Source organism: Pseudarthrobacter sp. TE9888 (genome assembly GCF_056279345.1).
The window spans coordinates 1,352,549-1,369,433 of sequence record NZ_JBWBRD010000002.1; the positions used below are offsets into that span (position 1 = coordinate 1,352,549).

General features: G+C 64.7%; 16 protein-coding genes. 10 read left to right on the forward strand and 6 right to left on the reverse strand.

Annotated elements, in window-relative coordinates; translation table 11 throughout:
- Positions 1-182: 182 nt before the first annotated feature.
- The 4 genes from rplI to rpsF form a co-directional block, all read right to left on the reverse strand.
- A complete protein-coding gene (gene rplI, locus ACZ9J7_RS06890) occupies positions 183-635 on the reverse strand; it encodes a 50S ribosomal protein L9 (RefSeq protein ID WP_141158853.1) in 453 nt (150 codons plus the stop codon).
- A gap of 17 nt (positions 636-652) precedes the next feature.
- Entirely contained in the window at positions 653-892 is a 240-nt protein-coding gene (rpsR, locus tag ACZ9J7_RS06895) for a 30S ribosomal protein S18 (protein WP_003800144.1), read from the reverse strand.
- 124 nt (positions 893-1,016) lie between these two features.
- On the reverse strand, positions 1,017-1,592 hold the full coding sequence (locus tag ACZ9J7_RS06900) for a single-stranded DNA-binding protein (protein WP_141158852.1): 576 nt from the start codon (positions 1,590-1,592) through the stop codon (positions 1,017-1,019).
- A gap of 73 nt (positions 1,593-1,665) precedes the next feature.
- Positions 1,666-1,971, reverse strand: coding sequence for a 30S ribosomal protein S6 (gene rpsF / locus ACZ9J7_RS06905; RefSeq protein WP_015939036.1), 306 nt, complete (start codon positions 1,969-1,971; stop codon positions 1,666-1,668).
- A gap of 283 nt (positions 1,972-2,254) precedes the next feature.
- On the opposite strand from rpsF, the gene ACZ9J7_RS06910 reads away from it, so the two are divergent.
- From ACZ9J7_RS06910 to ACZ9J7_RS06945, 8 genes are all read left to right on the forward strand, one after another.
- The gene (locus tag ACZ9J7_RS06910; RefSeq protein ID WP_476208125.1) at positions 2,255-3,058 is read left to right on the forward strand and encodes a glycoside hydrolase family 16 protein; all 804 of its coding nucleotides are present in this window, start codon (positions 2,255-2,257) and stop codon (positions 3,056-3,058) included.
- Between the two features lie 321 nt (positions 3,059-3,379).
- Entirely contained in the window at positions 3,380-4,471 is a 1,092-nt protein-coding gene (locus ACZ9J7_RS06915; protein WP_476208127.1) for a hypothetical protein, read from the forward strand.
- Between the two features lie 13 nt (positions 4,472-4,484).
- Positions 4,485-5,303, forward strand: coding sequence for a glycosyltransferase (locus ACZ9J7_RS06920; protein ID WP_476208129.1), 819 nt, complete (start codon positions 4,485-4,487; stop codon positions 5,301-5,303).
- Positions 5,293-6,582, forward strand: coding sequence for an MATE family efflux transporter (locus ACZ9J7_RS06925; protein WP_476208131.1), 1,290 nt, complete (start codon positions 5,293-5,295; stop codon positions 6,580-6,582). Before ACZ9J7_RS06920 ends, ACZ9J7_RS06925 begins: the two co-directional genes overlap by 11 nt.
- Positions 6,579-8,360, forward strand: coding sequence for a glycosyltransferase (locus tag ACZ9J7_RS06930; protein ID WP_476208133.1), 1,782 nt, complete (start codon positions 6,579-6,581; stop codon positions 8,358-8,360). Before ACZ9J7_RS06925 ends, ACZ9J7_RS06930 begins: the two co-directional genes overlap by 4 nt.
- Positions 8,357-8,698, forward strand: coding sequence for a hypothetical protein (locus ACZ9J7_RS06935; RefSeq protein ID WP_476208135.1), 342 nt, complete (start codon positions 8,357-8,359; stop codon positions 8,696-8,698). Before ACZ9J7_RS06930 ends, ACZ9J7_RS06935 begins: the two co-directional genes overlap by 4 nt.
- Complete coding sequence (locus ACZ9J7_RS06940) at positions 8,695-8,901, forward strand: hypothetical protein (protein WP_476208136.1); 207 nt, start codon at positions 8,695-8,697, stop codon at positions 8,899-8,901. Before ACZ9J7_RS06935 ends, ACZ9J7_RS06940 begins: the two co-directional genes overlap by 4 nt.
- Complete coding sequence (locus ACZ9J7_RS06945; protein ID WP_476208137.1) at positions 8,898-9,959, forward strand: hypothetical protein; 1,062 nt, start codon at positions 8,898-8,900, stop codon at positions 9,957-9,959. Before ACZ9J7_RS06940 ends, ACZ9J7_RS06945 begins: the two co-directional genes overlap by 4 nt.
- A gap of 131 nt (positions 9,960-10,090) precedes the next feature.
- Here ACZ9J7_RS06945 and ACZ9J7_RS06950 read toward each other — a convergent pair whose 3' ends face one another.
- Both ACZ9J7_RS06950 and ACZ9J7_RS06955 read right to left on the reverse strand, forming a co-directional pair.
- Positions 10,091-11,089: a glycosyltransferase family 2 protein gene (locus ACZ9J7_RS06950; RefSeq protein ID WP_476208138.1), complete on the reverse strand. Its 999-nt coding sequence runs from the start codon at positions 11,087-11,089 to the stop codon at positions 10,091-10,093.
- Positions 11,082-11,951 (reverse strand): glycosyltransferase family 2 protein, encoded by an 870-nt coding sequence (locus ACZ9J7_RS06955; protein WP_476208139.1) that lies wholly within the window; start codon positions 11,949-11,951, stop codon positions 11,082-11,084. The genes ACZ9J7_RS06950 and ACZ9J7_RS06955 overlap by 8 nt, the downstream gene beginning before the upstream one ends.
- A 493-nt stretch (positions 11,952-12,444) precedes the next feature.
- On the opposite strand from ACZ9J7_RS06955, the gene ACZ9J7_RS06960 reads away from it, so the two are divergent.
- On the forward strand, positions 12,445-15,132 hold the full coding sequence (locus tag ACZ9J7_RS06960) for a LuxR C-terminal-related transcriptional regulator (RefSeq protein WP_476208141.1): 2,688 nt from the start codon (positions 12,445-12,447) through the stop codon (positions 15,130-15,132).
- 155 nt (positions 15,133-15,287) lie between these two features.
- Complete coding sequence (locus tag ACZ9J7_RS06965; protein ID WP_476208142.1) at positions 15,288-16,883, forward strand: sugar transferase; 1,596 nt, start codon at positions 15,288-15,290, stop codon at positions 16,881-16,883.
- The last annotated feature ends 2 nt before the right edge of the window (positions 16,884-16,885 follow it).

Sequence of the window (16,885 nt, forward strand, 5' to 3'; positions counted from 1 at the left end):
TGTTCGTTCAATCCATCATACATGCATTTGCATCTATACCCATGAACCCGTCGCAGTAGTGAAGTATTCCCGAACGCAGGCGGAGGCAGGCGGAGGCAGGCGAAAGCCGCCCGGAGCCGAATATACGAAAGACCCCCGCCGCCGGAGTCCGGCAGCGGGGGTCTTGACGTGGGGTGGGGAAATTACTTTCCTGCCACCACGTCCAGTTCGATCACAGCGGCAACGTCAGCGTGGAGGCGGACGTTGGCCTGGTAGGTGCCGACCGACTTGATGTGGGCGGGCAGTTCAACCTTGCGCTTGTCGATCTTGCCAAGGCCTGCGGCCTCAACAGCGTCAGCAACGTCGCCCTGCTTGACGGTGCCGAACAGGCGGCCGGACTCGCCGGCCTTGACGACCAGCTTGACCGGCTTGGCGGACAGTGCAGCGGCCTGCTTCTGAGCATCTTCCAGGGAAGCGTGCTCGCGGGCGGCACGTGCAGCCTTGATGGACTCAACCTGCTTCTCGCCACCCTTCGACCAGGTCAGGGCGAAGTTGCGGGGCAGCAGGTAGTTACGTGCGTAACCGTCCTTGACCTCGACAACATCGCCAGCAGCACCGAGACCGGTGACTTCGTGGGTCAGAATGAGCTTTGCCATGTTAGTTAATCCCTTCCTTAGCCGCGGCCAGCGCCGGAGTAAGGCAGCAGAGCAACTTCGCGGGCGTTCTTGATTGCCTGGGCGATCTTGCGCTGTTCCTGCACCGTAACGCCAGTGACGCGACGGGCGCGGATCTTGCCGCGGTCGGAGATGAACTTGCGCAGCAATGCTACGTCCTTGTAGTCGATGACAGTGATGTCAGCGGCCTTCAAGGGGTTGGACTTTGGTTTGGGCTTACGGAGTTCAGCCTTAGCCATCGTGGAGCTCCTATTCTAGGGAGCCCGTGGATATTGATCCACGGGATGGTGGTGGTCCGACGGCGGCAGTGCCCGGGTGCATTACGCACCTTGGCAGCCCCAGCGCCGGGCCGTTGTTTAGGTTTTAGAAGGGAGGTTCGGAATCGGGGCCGTTGCCCCAGCCGCCTGCATTGGACACACCGGGCGTGGCCCAGGGATCGTCCTGTGCAGCCTGCTGGTTGCCGCCGCCCCAGCCTCCACCGGAGTTGCCGCCCTGGTTTCCACCAGAGTTGCCGCCTCCGAAGCCACCGCCGCTGTTGCCGCCACCGAAGCCGCCGCCACCCTGTCCGCCGGAGCGCTGGGTACGGTTGACCTTGGCATTGGCGTAGCGCAGGCTGGGGCCGATTTCGTCGACCTCAAGCTCGATAACGGTGCGCTTTTCGCCTTCTTTTGTTTCGTAGGAGCGGCTCTTCAGGCGGCCGGTAACGATGACGCGCATGCCCTTGGTCAGGGACTCGGCGACGTTCTCGGCTGCTTCACGCCAAACAGCGGCGCGGAGGAACAGGGTTTCCCCGTCCTTCCACTCGTTGGACTGGCGATCAAAGGTGCGGGGGGTGGAAGCGATGGTGAAGTTCGCTACTGCCGAACCTGACGGTGTGAACCGCAATTCCGGGTCATTGGTGAGATTACCGATGACCGTAATGGTGGTCTCGCCTGCCATCTACTGCCTCCTTGTTCGATCCTGTGTGAAGAGTGCGTTTCCTGCGGGGTAAAGAATGAAGAATGGTGCTGAATTACTCAGCAACAACCTTCTGCTCTTCGGGGCGGGTGATCTTGGTGCGCATGATGGTCTCGTTAAGAGACAGCTGGCGGTCAAGTTCCTTGGCGGTCTCAGGCTTGGCGGTGAAGTTCACCACGGCGTAGATACCTTCGGACTTCTTCTTGATGTCGTAAGCCAGGCGGCGACGGCCCCAGATGTCAACCTTCTCGATGGTTCCACCATCGTTGGTGATGACGTTCAGGAACTTCTGAAGCGACGGCTCAACGGTACGCTCTTCGACCTCGGGGTCGATGATTACCATCAATTCGTAAGGACGCATATGTGAACCCACCTCCTTTGGGCTAAGCGGTTACGGCATTTCCGTAACAGGAGGTTCATTTGCGATTCCGCGCGATGCCCCGCCACCGGAACGGAGGCAGGACGCAGCACAGACTTCAATATCTTAGTGCATTTGGACCCGATAGGCGATTCACGCTTGACCCAAGGCTAGCCAGCGGGGATGCGGGAGGGGGCTGGTCAATGCGGCTATGTGGAAAACGGGGGCGGCCCGGTGGAGGCAACTCCCATAGGCACCGTACAGCCGGGGCCCTATCATCTGACGTATGCGTCGACAGTTGATCGCCATCTGCGTGGCGGCAATGTTCTTGTCCGGCTGCTCTTCACCTCCTGCACAGCCGGCAGCCAACGGGGCGGACCAGGGCTCCGATCCGGCATCAGCCATGCCGGGGGCCGTTACGCCAGTGGCCGACTCTGCCGCCGCGATGCTGGCCTGGGGTGCCCCGATTGCCGGCGATGAGTTCAACTACACCGGCGCACCGGACTCTTCGAAGTGGTCTGTCTACGATAGTTCCGGCCATGCGGGGAATGGCATCCGCAGTCCCCGGCAGGCCACGGTTGATGGTTCCCAAATGGTCATCACCGGAACCCCGGACGGCGTTTCCGCCGGCATAAGCGCCAAGTTTGGCAAACAGAGGTACGGCCGCTGGGAGGTCCGGGCCGCCGGTTCCGGCGACGATGCCTACCACATGGTGTCGATCCTGTGGCCGGACAGTGGGAACTGGCCGTGTGACGGCGAAGTCGACTACATGGAGACCACGGGCAACTGGGGGCTGATCAACTTCTTCCACCACTACGGGTGCTCGAACTCGAAGACGTCCGTCTCCAGGGCCCTGGACCTGACCCAGTTCCACAACTATGCCGTCGACTGGACTCCCGACGCCATCGTGGGCTACATCGACGGCGTGAAGTGGTTTGAAGACCGCGATCCCGCGCACCAGCCTCCTGGTTCGATGCACCAGACACTTCAATTGGACTGGTTCCCCGATAATGTCACCGCCGATGGCCCTGGCGAGATGCGTGTTGACTGGGTCCGCGTCTACCCGGCTGCAGGCAGTCCCCGCCTATAGGAGCTGCCCGGAAGCGTACTCGTCACTGGGAATAGGTACCCCCTATACCCAGTACTCCGGTGACCCCAACCCCTAACGTACCTAACACGGCCCAGGGCGCTGTCCCTCCACCCCTATTGCCTGCGTAACCGCGAATTTCCCCACGTAGGGCCCGGTGCAAAAGCGAGTACCTACTACCGGTGTTTACCTAGCGGACCTACCCTACGCTCGATTCTGCCGGCGGAGTCACACGCCGGGGTTTTCGAATCCGCATAGGGGCACTGGCGGGCTTGAACCCAGGTACGGAAACCACGGCTGACACCAATCAGACAGGGGAGGACCATGAGCAACAGGCGAGCGAAGGCACTGCACTTCGACATTCATGGCCGCGTCACGATCAACGTGGACGCGACGGCACCGGCGGCGAAGCAGCTTCAGAGCATGCTGGCATGTTTCGCCTCCGATAAGGAAGGGCAGGCTGAGATCGTCGTTGACGACCAACCGGAGCCGATGCCGGATGCCGGCCATGTTGAGCACGAACTGGCATACACGGACAACAGCGTCAGGTTCCAGGCCGACCGGGTCCAGGTGGTCAGGGACGCAGACCACTGGCGGATCCACGGACCTGGTGAACTCCTGACCACTGTGGTGCCCGTCCTGGACGCCGCCATGGTGGCCCGCGGAGCTGCAATGATCCACGCAGCAACCATGGCGTACCGTGGCCACGCGATCGCACTTCCCGCGGCAGGAGGTACCGGCAAGACGAGTACCGCCGCGAAACTGATGCGGCGCGAGGGATGGTCGTTCATGGGAGACGACTGGGCATTCCTCGCTGAGGACGCCACGCTGCTCGGCTACGCGAAGCCGATGTTCATCAAACCGCATCACCGGGCGATCTACCCGCACCTTTTTGAGGGCGCACGGAAACCCCTCGTTCCTTCAAGGTTCTCGGGACCCGTCGGCCGGCTGACCACGGTGGTGCACCCCTTCGTTATCCGTTACCCGCGGCTGGCAGACTTCTCCCGGCGGTGGTCGCCGGAGCACCGGATGGTCACCCCCGAGGCCGCATTCCCGGGACGGGAAGTCACCACCAAGGCCCCACTCGCAGCCTCGATCTATATCGAACGCTACGACGGCGCACGGTCCAGGATCCTTGAGCGGACGAGCGACTGGATGGTCGACCGGATGATGGGCAACTTCCACATCGAGATGGCCGGCTTCTCGCAGCGGGTGGTGACGGGCCTGGCGGCCACGTCCGTGGTCCCGTGGCGGGAGCATTTCGCAGCCAAGGGGCTGGTGCTTAACAAGGCGCTGGACGGGCGTCCCTGCCACCTATTGCAGGTACCGGCCGCATACTCCGCGGACCAGGCGTCGGACGACATTGTCCGGCATCTTGAGGAGCTGTTGCCCTCAGTCCTCGACGAGCACGTCTGAAAGGGGTAGGACGGTGGCCCACAGCACAGCAGACGTAACGGCGGTTGTTCCGGCCCGCAATGCGGAGCATCTACTCCCAGGCTGCCTGGAAGCCCTGCGCCAGTCCGGTGTAGCCGAGATTATCGTGGTGGACGGCCTGTCCACCGACCGAACTGTCGAGATCGCCCGTGAGGCGGGCGCCCGGGTGCTGAGTGATGAAGGCCGGGGCCTTCCCTGGGCCCGGACACTCGGGGTCCGCAGCAGCACCACTCGTTGGGTCCTTCTCGTGGACGCGGACGTCGTGTTCGGAGCGACCGGTGTGGCGGACCTGCTGATCGAGTTCGTGGAGGACGGGTATGACGCCCTCCAGGCGGGCCTGGAAAGCGTTGCCGGCCCGGGCTACTGGGGGCAGGCCCTGGCGCACCACCACCGCACGGGCCGCAGCCGCAACTGGTTCGGGCTCGTGGCGACACTGGTGGACCGGAATCTGATGCTGAACCTCGGCTTCGACGATTCCTTTAAGTCCGGGGAGGACATCGAACTGCGGTGGCGCATGAGGCAGTCGGGAATGAAAACTGGCGTGTCGCAGCGGGTCTTCGTTGAACACAGATTTGCCGCGGACGACTTCGACTTCGCGCTCGACCAGTTCCTCATGGACGGCACGGGCCTGGGACGCATGGTCCGCAAGCACGGCTGGCGCGGTGCACGACTGGCACTGCTGCCCGCAGCGGCGGCAGCCCGCGGGAGCGTACTAAGCCTCGCCGCCGGCCAGCCTCAATGGGTGCGCTATTACGTTGCCTTCTGCTGGTACAACTACGCGGGAATGGCTAGGGGTTTAGGTCGTGACGGCTGAGCGGGAGATTGCCCCATCGGAGGCTTCATCCGCCGTCCGGCGGCACTCTCCCCTGCGCAGCTCCATCGGCCTGGTCATCGCCAAGGCGGCGCAAACCGGTACCGGCTTCGCATTTTGGATCCTGGCCGCGCACGCCACGTTTGACCGTGAGGTGGGGCTCACCACGGCCGCAGTGTCGGCGGTGATGATCTGCACCCAACTGGCAGTGCTGGGCACCGGTTCTGCCGTCATCGTGTCGGTGGGGCGCGGGGAGCCGCCCGCCCGGGTATTGGACGCGGCCTTTGGCATCGTGGGAATAGCCGGCACGGTCCTGGCCCTCGGCTACCTCGTGCTGGAGACCTTTGTGGCGCCCGACTCGGCCTCACTCTCGGTCCTCTTCTGGCTGACCTTCATCGTGGCCGCCGTCGCCGGAACCATGTGCACGGTACTGGACCAGGCGCTCGTTGCGCTGGGGCGCGGCGGCAGTGCGACCATGCGGTACACGGTGGGCGGTGTGGCTTCCCTCGCGGCCACAGCCCTGGTCGCCTGGCAGGCCCACGGAGCCTCCGCCGACGTCCTGCTGGCCTGCTGGACCCTGGGGTCGGCCGTGTCATGCATGATCGGCGCCATCCAGCTGCGGAAATTGGTCGGATACCGGCCGCGCCCCACCCTGCACCCGGCACGCCACAGGCCGCTGCTGATGCTGGGAATACCAAACCAGCTCCTTACCCTTACCGAACGCGCCCCCGGGCTGGTACTGCCGCTCCTGCTCGCGCACCTGGTATCGCCCGAGGTCGCGGCCTACTGGTACCCGGCATGGATGATGGCCTGGGCCGCGTACACCGCACCAATGCTGATTGGCATCGTCCAATTCTCCGAGGGAGTGCGGGACCCGGACCGCCTGGCCACCACTACCTGGACCAGCTTCCGGTGGTCGCTTGTCATAGGAAGCTTGGCCGCCGTCGTACTGATTGTCTTCGCCCACCCGCTTCTCCACCTGCTCGGAGACAGGTACGCAAACGCGTCCACCGTCGCCCTGCGGCTCCTGGCTGCCGGACTCGTGGCCTATGCGGTGTTGCAGGCCTATAACTCCGTCTGCCGCGTCCTGGGACTCTACACAGAAGCGATCGCGGTCGGCGTAGTGCTCGGGACCGCCCTCTGCGTCTCGGCTTTGTGGGCCGCAGAAAGCGGCTCAAGCTCCATGGCCCTTGCGTGGATGGTGGTGCTTTACATCGGGGCCGTCGCGGTGGGCCTCCGACTGCTTGCTATTCTCCGCCGCGCCAAAAAGGAGGCGTCATGACCAGCACGCTGAAGCAACCGAGCCGGACCCGGGCACACCCTTGGCATGCCCGTGACATTTGGTGCGCCGTGGCGGGCGCCGTCGCACTGGCCCTGGCAGTGGGAAGTGCCGCCACGGTGGCAGTCCCTATAAACAGCGACCTTGGGCTTGTGGGCGTGCTCCCCTACCCCTTCTGGGTGGGCGTTCTTATCCTCAACGTCGCCTTTGTCGTGGCGCTGCGGGGAGATGCCACCGGGCCCGCGCGCCGGCCAGTCATGCTGTGGCTCATCGCAGTCCTCGTGCTGATGCTCTTCGGCGCTGCCGCGTTCGTCACGGAAATCCCCCGCGGGGAGGTTGCTTTCCGCCACCTTGGCATTGCCGACGCTCTTTCAACTTCCGGCGAAGTCGATCCGAACATCGATGCGTACTTCAACTGGCCAGGCTTCTTTGCGCTCCTTGCAACGGTGCTCCGGGCAACCGGTATCGACCCAGTGACCCTCGCCCTGTGGGCACCGGTGTTCAACATGGGCTTGTGGCTCACCGCCGTGGGCGTGCTGACCCGCTACCTGACAAAGGATCCGCGCCGGCAGTGGCTGGTGCTTTGGATCTTTTGCCTCGGCAACTGGCAGGACCAGGACTACCTGTCTCCCCAGGCCTTCGGTTTCTTCCTGTACCTGGTGGTAATCGTGCTCCTCATGGGCCCCCTTGCCGCCAAGGCGCCTGCTTTCCCCGGCTTCAAGCGGGCCGCCCTCAAATCATGGTGGCTGGCGAGGACGCCGGCCGATGATCGTCCGGGGCACCGGGTCGGCGCCCTCGTGGTCACCCTCCTCCTGACCGCCGTCATCTGCGCAAGCCATCAACTGACGCCGTTCCTGGTACTGATCGCCGTCACCGCGCTCACCCTCAGCGGGCGGGTGTGGCCCGGCAGGCTGCCGCTCATTACCGGCATCCTCCTGGTGCTGTGGCTCGTCTATCCGGCAAGCGCCTACCTTTCCGGTCACCCGCCCCTGGCGGATGCAGGACTGCAGACCGCCATCCAAGCGAACCTCGTGGACCGCACGACGGGTTCAGCGGGACATGTGCTGGTGGTCCAGATCCGGATGGCGCTCACCCTTATTCTCTGGGTCCTCGCCGCGATTGGATCGGTCCGCGACTGGCGCCGGGGACGCCTTGATATCCGGGTGGTCCTCCTGGCTGTCACTCCCCTACTGCTCTTTCCCGTGCAGGCCTACGGCGGGGAAATGCTCATCCGCGTCTCGCTGTTTGCACTGCCCTTCATTGCCGTGCAGGCGAGCTCAGTCCTGCTCCCCACCACGGGCGGCGTCCGTCTTTCGTCCCGCAACGCGGTGGTCCTGGTGCCGGCCTGTGTCCTGCTCGCCGTGATGACAGTGACCGGCAGGTTCGGCAACGCACAGTACGACGTGTTCGCGGACGATGAGATCGCCGCTGTCCAAGCCGTGGACAATCTCGCGCCGCCCGGCTCCGCGATCATCTCGGCAGCCCATCCAACGCCTTGGCGCAGCCAGGACTACCTTGACCACCGGTACCGGACCATCGAGGACCTTTGTCCCTCCAGCCTGTCGGCGGCAACGTGCGGCCCGCTCGTCTACCGCTACGCCAAGCACAACCCCGGAGGTGGCTACCTGCTGCTCATGACCTCCGCGGAATCGAGCCTTGTACTGCAAGGCCAAACCACCCCACGCAGTTTCGAGGAGCTGGAAAATTGGCTCAAGGCACAAGACGGCGTAGATCTCGCCTTCAGCAACAGCGACGCCCGAGTGTACCGGGTGGCGCCATGAACGCCCGTACTATAACCCGGCCCACCATGGCGATCGCGCTCACGGCCGTGGTCCTCTCCGTGGTGTCCCTCCTTGGGCTGCCAACACCGATCCAGGCAGTCGCCGCACTCCTTGTGCTCGTCCTGCTCCCGGGACAGGCACTCACCAGGCTCATGAGGGTCACCGACTTCGGCCTCGGCGCACTGCTTGTCCTGGCACTCGGCCTTGCCAGCCTCACCGCGGTATCCACGGCGATGTTCTACCTCTCCGTCTGGTCCTGGCAGGCCTGTGTCGTCACCATGGGTGCCATAACCATCCTTGCGTGCCTTGCACGCGCACGGCAGGAGGCCGCGTCATGATCGATATCGCCGGACTGGTTGCCGCTGCCGTTCTGCTGGTTACCCTTATCGGGCTGGAGGTCCGTCATACCGGGTCAGCGTCCGGACAGCCGACAAGCCTGCGGCTCTTCAGCCACGCCGTGAACATCAGGATCGCAGTCGGCGCCATGTGGCTGCTGGTGGTCATCCTCCTTCTCCCGCGTGTCCTGGGGCTGCTGACGTGAACCACGCGGCGCGATGGGTACTCCTCAGCGATCTGCATCTGGACGTGTCGGACAGCGATCCCCGGCACCCGGGGAAAGTCCTGCCTGAGTTCCTCCGCCGCGAGGTGCACGAAACCCAAGCACCAGGCCTGGAGCAGCACGTCATCTTCCTTGGTGACACGTTTGAGCTCGTCAGGCTGGACGAGGCGCAGAGCCTTGCAAGGCTTGAGTCCATCCTCAAGCACCATTCCGAAACGCTGGGGGCGCTGCAGGCATGCGCTGCAGCCGGCGTCCGGCTGCATTTCGTCTGCGGCAACCACGACGTGGAGCTGGCGCGGCCCCCGGTGGCCGCGCGGCTGTCAGCGCTGCTGTCCCCAGGTGATCCCACCCGGGTCAGCGTGCACCCTTGGCTCCTTTACGTCCCCGGCGTGCTCGTGGCCGAACACGGGCACCTCCATCATGCGCTGCACCGGATACCCGAAGTGCTCCGCACCGCCGTCAATGGCACGGACGAGCTGGACCTGCCACCACTGGCGGCCTGGCATGCGGATCCTACGGCATCGCGGCTTAGCCGTGCCGGAGCCGTGGCCCGGGCCTGCGTGGCCTCGGAACGGGCGGAACGCCGGGTCCGGAGGCCCGAGTACGACGAGCTGCTGGAGACCGAATCGTCGCGGCTCACGCTCGATGGGACGGCAGTGCGGGAACTCGCGCGCCTCTCCCGTTTCCGGTCCGTGTCAGCACTGCCCCTGACGGCCACCCGCATGGTGCTTGCTGCCGCCGGGCGCAACATCCATGGCGGCGACCAGCCCCCGGCAGCGGCCGCCAGGGTCGCAGGGATACTGGAAACGTACCGCTCCGGCGTGGCCTGGTATGCCTCAGCCCATACGCACCGTGCCCTCGAATCGACGCTCGAGGCTTCGCCAACCCGCTACATCAACACCGGGACCTGGTCCTCCGATGTCCGCGGCTTCGGGCCCGACCAGGCAGACCGCACGGCGTTCCCTTACGCCGTCATAAAGGTTGCCGACGACGGGTCCACTGAAGGCGGGCTGCGTTACTGGCGCCAGATGGCCGGCTAAGAGCCCCTGCACGGCTTCATTCACTTGGCCTTCCCTGCGGAACAACGGACGGCTGCACACAACGCCGAAGGGCCTGGGTCCGGTTCTCCACCGTACCCAGGCCCTCGCGGCTGAGGATCCCTATCCGGGTGTCACTGGACCTGCCGCCACGGTGCGCCCTGGAGCTCAAGCTCAGCCAGCTGCGTCGTTGACCCGTGGGCAATCCGGCGTCCACGGATGTAGCCGGCGGAGGTGAAGGCCAGTACGGCGAGGACGGATCCTGCCCGGCCCAGTCCCTGGGGGTTCGCGCCGCGGCTCCAATCGCGGATTCCGGAGAACACCGCACGCGGCAACGTGCTGCGGACATACCTTCGTTCGGGCCCAAGTGCCCTCTTCTGCCCGACGATGTGGCTGACCTGCGCTTTGGAAATTCCCTCCGACCAGGACCTTGAGAGCATGTAGCGCACGCTGCCCCTTTCGGCCGGTACATGGTGCCTGACCAGGGCCGCGGGTTCGTAAACGATGCGGGCGCCAGGCGATCCCATGGTTGACCGGATGCAAATCTCGGTCTCCTCGCAGCCGAGCGGCAAGGTGCCCTTTCGGCCAAGGGCCTGGTTGAAACCACCCACTTGGCGCAGCACCTCAAGCCTGAACGACATGTTGGCGCCGATGACATTCCGGACTTCCGAGGCCACGCGGGGCAACCCGCGGTGGCTGCATCCCACAATCCAGTCCAGTTCCTCCCCGAAGTAACCGGGCCTGCCGGTTTCCCACAGTGGAACAACCTTCCCGCCGACGGCCAGGACGTCGGGATCGTCATACAGCGCCACCAGGCGTTCAAGCCAGTCCGGTGCCGCCTCGGCGTCGTCATCAAGGAACGCAACGATGTCCGACTCAGCGAGACCGACACCCGTGTTGCGGGCGCCTGACAGGCCGGGGAGTCCGGTGCTTTCCACGATGGTGACGTCGTCGACGATTTCGACGAGCCTTTCGTGCAGGTCCTGGTTGTGGTCGATGACAACCAGCACCTGGTCAGGGGTGAGGGTCTGGTTGCGCACGGATTCGATGACGTCCAGCAGCATGCCCCACCGTTCCGAGGTGTAGGCGCAGATCACTACTGTCACGGACAGGGGCTTCATGCGGTCAAGCATGCTGGCTCACCACCGGCGTGAGGACGCTGTGCGGATCCACCGGAAGCCGCGGGAAGCGGACATTTGAATAGGTGTACTTCACGCGGCGGAGGGCCTCCGGGCGGGCACCCGCGGTTGGGGCTTCCCAAACGGTGCATTCGCGGGCCAGCGTGTGCAGGACCCGCCACCCGTCGCGGAACGTCTGGAGGTTGGATGCCCCCGAGATGCGGTCCAGCTCCAGGCTGGGGACTTCCGCGATCCGCAGGCCCGCCTTGGCAGCCCGGACAATGAGTTCGGTCTCGATTTCGAAGCCGTCGGACTGCAGTTCCAGCACCTCCAGGCATTCCCGCCGGAAGGCGATGTAGCCGTAGCAAAGGTCTGAATAGTTGCTGTGCAGAACAGCATTGGCGAGTCCGGTCAGGGCCCTGTTGCCGGCCTTCCGCAAACGGGTGAGGTCTTCGGACCCGCCGCCGGTTACGTGCCGGGAGCCTTTGACGAAATCGAAGTCGTGCTGGAGCGGCGCAACGAACCAGCCGATTTCCCGCGGATCCATGCTCCCGTCCGCGTCCAGCATCACGATGATGTCGCCCGAGGCCGCTGCAAAGCCGGAGCGAAGGGCTACGCCCTTTCCTTTCCGGGTTTCGTTGACCACCACCACGTCGGCACGGACTGCCTTCGCCACTTCAACTGTGTTGTCCTGCGAGCGGCCGTCCACGATGATCACCTCATCGACATAGGATGGCATTCTGCGCAGAACCCAGGGTATGTTCTTTTCTTCGTTCAACGTAGGGATGATCACGCTGATCGATGCTTGCGGAGATAACAGTCCCGGCTCGGAAAACAGAGCTGGAAGTTGGGGCGAAATCGACAATTGCCTCACCACTTCATGACAGTTCGGATTCTTGACAATGCCGCCGGCCCTTCGGCAGCGGCACCAACGCTTAATCCGGTCATGGTCTGGTCGCTGTCCCCCAGCAACCCATCGCCAATCCTCTGGCCGTTTCAGGAAGACTATCCCCTACCTAATGCAGGTATCACGAGTAGTAGGTACTCGCTTTTTACCTACCGTTCACCCCCTGTTAGGCAAGTAAGGGGCTCTGGGTTTTCGGATTCCGTTAGGTATAGGGGATTGCCCTTGGAGCGGGAATCGGAGGGCAGGGGGCCATGCCTCCGGAATGGGGCAAGTACCCCGCGGAAGCCCTTGATCAAGTGCAGGCGCCAATCTTGATGGAATCCAGCGGGAACGTTGTGGTGCCCCTGCTGGTTGCGGCGCTATATTCACAGGTACCGGCAGAATCCGCACTGGGGAGCGGACTGCTGCGACATGATCCGGCAGTGCAAGAATGCGGTCTCCTTCTTCGACGAATGGGGACTCCATGCCACTTATCGGCCGAAGCAAAGAACTGGACCGCATCCTGTCGGTTATCCGCGGGCCCAAGGACACCGCACTGGCGGTGATTGGCCGCAAAGGCACGGGCAAAACCGCCCTTCTGTCCGCGATCCCCATGCTCTCCGATTACCGCACCGTCTTCCTGTCCGCCACCGCGGCTGAATCGGACTGGCCCTTGTCAGGGCTGACTGCGCTGTTGAACGACATGGACGATCCGGTCCTGAACCGGATCGCTGACGAGCTGCTGCGGGACACCACCGGGGCCATGAGCGTACCGGCAGTTTCCAGCATGCTGCTCAACGGCCTCCACCAGCGTTCATCCTCGCGGACCATCGTCGTGCTCGATGACGCTGACCAACTGGATCCCAGCAGCCAGGCAGTCATCGGTTTTGTGGCGAGGCGCCTGGTGGGTACGGACATCGTCTTGTTCGTCGGCATGCGGGAGGACCTCCCGGACAATCCCTTCAGTGGCCTCTCTACCCTGCGCCTGGGCCCGCTGGGCTACAGCGACACCGTCCGGATGCTGGAGAGCATGGCCGCCACAAGGACCACGACGGCGGCTGCCCACGCAGTTGCCGCAGCCGCCGGCGGCAACCCGCTCGCCGCCGTCGACCTTTACACCCGGCTGCTGGAGAGGCACACCGCTGGCAAGTATGCGCTGCCCGTCCCGCTGCCCTCCGGGGGCAGCTTTGATGCCGAGTACGCGTCGGCCGTAGGTGGGCTGACCCCTGGCGCCCGCAACGTGCTTGACCTCCTGGCCCTTTCCTTCCGCAGCGACATTTCGACGATTGAGAAGCTCGACCGCGAAGTGTGGACGAGCGTGGACGAACTGCTGGCCGCAGGCCTGATCAAACGAACGGGTCCGCACTTGGGGATCGGCGACCAGCTGCTGCGGGGATATGTCTTCGCGGCCATGACTCCGGCCGTGCGCACGGCCAACCACCGGGCCCTGGCGGAAGCAGCAAACGAAACGGACCCCTATGCCCGCAGGTGGCACCTGAGCTTCACCGCGCTTGAGCGCCAAACTCCGTTCCAACTGCTCCGGCACGCCGTTGACCTGGTCCGGAATGGCGAAGTGAGTTTTGCCGTGGAGTACATCGAGCGGGCCCTCACCATCAACCCCTGGGAAGCGGAAACAGCGGCGCGGCTGACCAGCGTGGCGGAAATGCTGTTCAACCGGGGTGAGTTTGTGTACGCGCGCCGGTACCTGGAATGGGCCCAGCGGGTAACCCGCAACCCCGCACTGATCCTGCGGCTTACCGGCCTCTCCTTTGAAATCCAGTTCGCCCAGGGCGCCGCCGTGCGTTCGAGCATGGTGCTCCGGCTGGTGAAGGAATTCGGCCAGCATGATCCTGCGTATGCCGCCAGCCTGCTGGCCATCGGAGCCTTGTACTACGCCGAGCGGTGGGAACTCCAGGAAGCCTCGGAACTCCTGCGTCACGGCAACGCATTCCGGGGGTCCGCCTCCGCGCAATGCCTGGGCATCACCGAACAAACCGAGCTCCTGATCGAGTCGGTCGGGGGCGGCACTGCGGGCCTTGGCCGCAAACAGGAACAAACGGGTGCTGCCCGGGCCGCCGGCCTGTTGATGCATGGCCGGGCCCTCACCTACGCCGAGCACTACGAAGGCGCCCACGAGACCTTTGCGCTGCTCAGGAGCTCAGACGAACCTGGCCACGTCAATTGGCAGGAAACCGCAGCATTCATGGCCGTTGACAATGCGATCCGGGCCGGCAACGTGCGCGCGGCCGTCCGGCTGATTGACGACCTGGAGCTTTCCGAGCCCGAACTCAAATACCACCGCGGGACCCGCCACCTGTTCCGGGTGTGGCGGGCGCATGCCCTGGGCGATGACGCCCAGGCCCGGGCGCATGCTGCCGAGGCACTCCGCTATGCGGGGGCGGACAGCCACCCCGCCATCACCGCACAGCTCGCAGCCTGCCAGGGCCAGTTCGCGCTGTTGCGCGGCGACCTGGCGGAGTCCGTAGCCCAGTTGTCCCGGGCCGCCGAAATCGGCATGCGCTTTGGCAACCCCACCCTCCTGCGCTGCGAGGCGGACCTCGTGGAAGTCCTGATCCGGCTCGGACGGCACCACGAGGCCACGCAGGCACTTCTGCGCCTCGAGAGCCGCTCGGTGGGCCTGCGGTCGCCGTGGCTGATGATGGCCGTTGCGCGAAGCCGCGCCCTGCTCGCTGACGGTGAGCAATCATTGCAGCTGTTCAGCCAGACCCTGGACAGCAGGAACGGGCACACCCTTGAACGGGCAAGGACCCTGGCCTGCTACGCGGAGCGGTTGCACGCTTTCGGCAGGCTGCGCGACGCACGCGATGCGCTGCAGCGGGCCAAGGTGATGTTCGACGAAGCCGGTGCGGACGCGTGGACCCAGCATGTGGACGCGCTCCTCCTGGATGAACGCATGGAGCCGGTCCGCCCGCAGGGCAACCCGGCCATGCTGCTGCTGGCGGACCATGAGCGGTCGTTGGCCAAGATGGTGGCGCGGGGCATGCGCAACAAGGAAATCGCTGCCACGCTCTATGTCTCCGTGCGCACGGTCGAAGTACGCCTCACCGCCATCTACCGGAAGCTCGGTGTTGAGTCCAGGGCGCAGTTGACCGCCCTCGCAGCGGGCAAGGGATCCACCGCGGCCGAACCGTACGTCCTGCCCGTCCTATAGGCCGAAAGTCCTGCAATTTGCAGGTACCCGCAGTTTCCACATCCTTGCTCCAAGGTACCCACAAAGGCCCATCCGGTTCCCCCTTAACCGCGTCAGTCCGGGGCTAGTTTTGCTTCACGGCCAGAGAACAGGCAGCTGCGTTGGAAAGGGGCACGATGGCGGAGATACCAGTATCCAAGACCCGGCAGGCCGCCTTTGCCTGGCCCGTTGCTCCCGCTGCTGCACAGCGGGTGGCAGCCCAGCAGCCGGCGGCAACGGACACCGTAGGAACCCGGTTTCCGTTGCCGCCGGCAGCATCCACTGTTGAGGAGCGGGAAGCCCGGCCCCGGAAAGCAACCGCGGCCTGGATCTCCAGGCACGTGAATCTTCTGCGGGGCGCTGACGCCGCTGTGGTCGCGGGTGCCGTGTACTCCGGTTTCCTCCTCTCCGAGGCAGATTTCTCGCCCGTCGGCCCCAGGGACGGCGGAGCAGCGGCCGCTGCAGCGGCGCTCACGGTCGCCTGGTTGGCGGCACTGGAGGCCTACCACACCAGGGATCCCAAGGTGCTCGGGATCGGCGCCGACGAGTATAAGCGCGTGGCGTCAGCCACCCTCCGGATTTTTGGGCTGATGGCCCTCGCTGCCGTGGTCCTTTCCGTCCACGGGGCAACCGCATTCGTCACGGTGTCACTGCCGGTGGGCCTGGTGGCCCTTACCGCCAACCGTTGGGTATTCCGCAGGCGGCTGGCGGCGGAAAAACTTCGCGGCCGGCACCTCTCGAGGGCCGTTGTCGTTGGCGAACCGGAAGACGTCAGGTACGTCATACAGCAGGTGTCCCGGCGGTCAGGGGCGGTGTACGAAATCCTTGGGGCCTGCCTCCCTGGGGCCCGGCGGGGAGCCGGCCTGCGGGTGGAGGGCTGCACGGTGCCGGTCCTCTCGTCGACGGACGCCATTGCCCGGACCGTCCGCCTGGTGGACGCGGATTCGGTGATCGTTGCCGGACCGCTGCCCGGCGGAAACAAGTTCATTCGGGAGCTGGGCTGGAAACTCGAGGAGTCCTCCACGGAACTGATCCTGGCGGCCACGTTGACCAACGTTGCCGGCCCGCGGATCCACTGGCGTCCGGTGGATGGCCTGCCCCTCATGCATGTTGATATTCCGCAGTACAGCGGGGCAAAGCACGCCTTGAAGCGGATCATGGATGTCATTGGCGCACTCGCTGCGCTGCTAGTTCTCTCTCCAGTCCTCCTGGCGCTGGCCGCGGTGGTGCGGCTGGACAGTCCCGGGCCCATCCTTTTCCGGCAGGACCGGATTGGCAAAGACGGCCAGGTGTTCGGGATGTTCAAGTTCCGCTCCATGGTGTCCGACGCCGAGGCGCAGCTGGCTGCCCTGGGCCAGCAGAACCAGGGGGCGGGGGTGCTCTTCAAAATGAAGGATGACCCCAGGGTCACCCACTGCGGCCGCTGGATGCGCAAGTATTCCCTGGACGAACTTCCCCAGCTCTGGAACGTGGTCCTCGGTGACATGAGCATGGTGGGGCCGCGGCCCCCGCTGGACCGCGAAGTCAGCGGCTACGAACGCCACACCCACCGCCGGCTCCTGATCAAGCCCGGCATCACCGGCCTTTGGCAGGTCAACGGCCGCTCGGACCTTTCCTGGGAGGAATCGGTCCGGCTGGATCTCTACTACGTCGAAAACTGGTCCCTCGCAGGGGACCTGCTGATTCTGTGGCGGACATTCCGGGCCGTCGTCCGGCCGTCCGGCGCCTACTAGCA

Coding starts and splice junctions, on each gene's coding strand:
- rplI (WP_141158853.1), bottom strand. CDS start 635: ATGGCAAAGCTCATTCTGACCCACGAAGTCACCGGTCTCGGTGCTGCT.
- rpsR (WP_003800144.1), bottom strand. CDS start 892: ATGGCTAAGGCTGAACTCCGTAAGCCCAAACCAAAGTCCAACCCCTTG.
- ACZ9J7_RS06900 (WP_141158852.1), bottom strand. CDS start 1,592: ATGGCAGGCGAGACCACCATTACGGTCATCGGTAATCTCACCAATGAC.
- rpsF (WP_015939036.1), bottom strand. CDS start 1,971: ATGCGTCCTTACGAATTGATGGTAATCATCGACCCCGAGGTCGAAGAG.
- ACZ9J7_RS06910 (WP_476208125.1), top strand. CDS start 2,255: ATGCGTCGACAGTTGATCGCCATCTGCGTGGCGGCAATGTTCTTGTCC.
- ACZ9J7_RS06915 (WP_476208127.1), top strand. CDS start 3,380: ATGAGCAACAGGCGAGCGAAGGCACTGCACTTCGACATTCATGGCCGC.
- ACZ9J7_RS06930 (WP_476208133.1), top strand. CDS start 6,579: ATGACCAGCACGCTGAAGCAACCGAGCCGGACCCGGGCACACCCTTGG.
- ACZ9J7_RS06935 (WP_476208135.1), top strand. CDS start 8,357: ATGAACGCCCGTACTATAACCCGGCCCACCATGGCGATCGCGCTCACG.
- ACZ9J7_RS06940 (WP_476208136.1), top strand. CDS start 8,695: ATGATCGATATCGCCGGACTGGTTGCCGCTGCCGTTCTGCTGGTTACC.
- ACZ9J7_RS06950 (WP_476208138.1), bottom strand. CDS start 11,089: ATGCTTGACCGCATGAAGCCCCTGTCCGTGACAGTAGTGATCTGCGCC.
- ACZ9J7_RS06960 (WP_476208141.1), top strand. CDS start 12,445: ATGCCACTTATCGGCCGAAGCAAAGAACTGGACCGCATCCTGTCGGTT.
- ACZ9J7_RS06965 (WP_476208142.1), top strand. CDS start 15,288: ATGGCGGAGATACCAGTATCCAAGACCCGGCAGGCCGCCTTTGCCTGG.